This is a genomic window from Pseudomonas sp. GM21 (genome assembly GCF_000282215.1).
In the GTDB taxonomy this organism is placed as follows: Bacteria; Pseudomonadota; Gammaproteobacteria; order Pseudomonadales; family Pseudomonadaceae; genus Aquipseudomonas.
This window is the reverse complement of record NZ_AKJS01000206.1, coordinates 1-537: the sequence shown is the minus strand read 5'-3', so window position 1 is coordinate 537 and position 537 is coordinate 1. Positions and strand designations below refer to the sequence as shown.

Annotated in this window: 1 protein-coding gene and 1 pseudogene; one reads left to right on the top strand and one right to left on the bottom strand. The window is 54.9% G+C overall.

Features of this window, described 5'->3' with window-relative positions; translation table 11 throughout:
- Window positions 1-288: transposase (locus tag PMI22_RS31070; protein WP_007949553.1), on the bottom strand; the 288-nt coding region annotated here is incomplete at its 3' end.
- A 104-nt stretch (window positions 289-392) separates the two neighbouring features.
- Between PMI22_RS31070 and PMI22_RS31060 the strand changes: the two are divergent.
- Window positions 393-494, top strand: a pseudogene (locus tag PMI22_RS31060) (transposase domain-containing protein); the annotation flags it as partial.
- Window positions 495-537 lie beyond the last annotated feature (43 nt).

Below are 537 nucleotides of genomic sequence, written 5' to 3'. Positions count from 1 at the left end.
GTAAGAACTCAAGTGGAGCATGTATCCGACTCGGATGATTGACTTCATACCACGGCCATACGGTAGGTGGGGTTTGTGGATCGCATACGTTGTTTGCATAGGCAATGGAATGAATGCAGGTTGAAGGGCCGTGCTTTTCTGCACTTGCACCCGAATCCATTTGTGGACGAGGTTAGCGTTGAGGCTATGGCTGAGGGCTATGCTGGCGATCGAGGCGCCGGGCTGGGCACACTCCTGAATGACCTGGGCCTTGAAGGATTTGGAGTAGGAACGGCGTGTTGGCTGCATGAAATACCCGCTTGGAAGGCTAGAACTGGTGCCCACTTAAATTTAAGTGCACACCATGTACTGGCGTTGCGGGGTTGGGGAGATGACTTGGCCGGACGCATACTAAGTGGCTGCGCCACGTACTGGAAAAACTGCCATATGCGCAGTCGGTAGCCGACTACGAAGCGTTGCTGCCGTGGAACTGCGCACCGGAAATGCCACGGTAAACGAGGCGGTAGCCTGGCGGTTGGTGTGGTTCATGGATCGGAT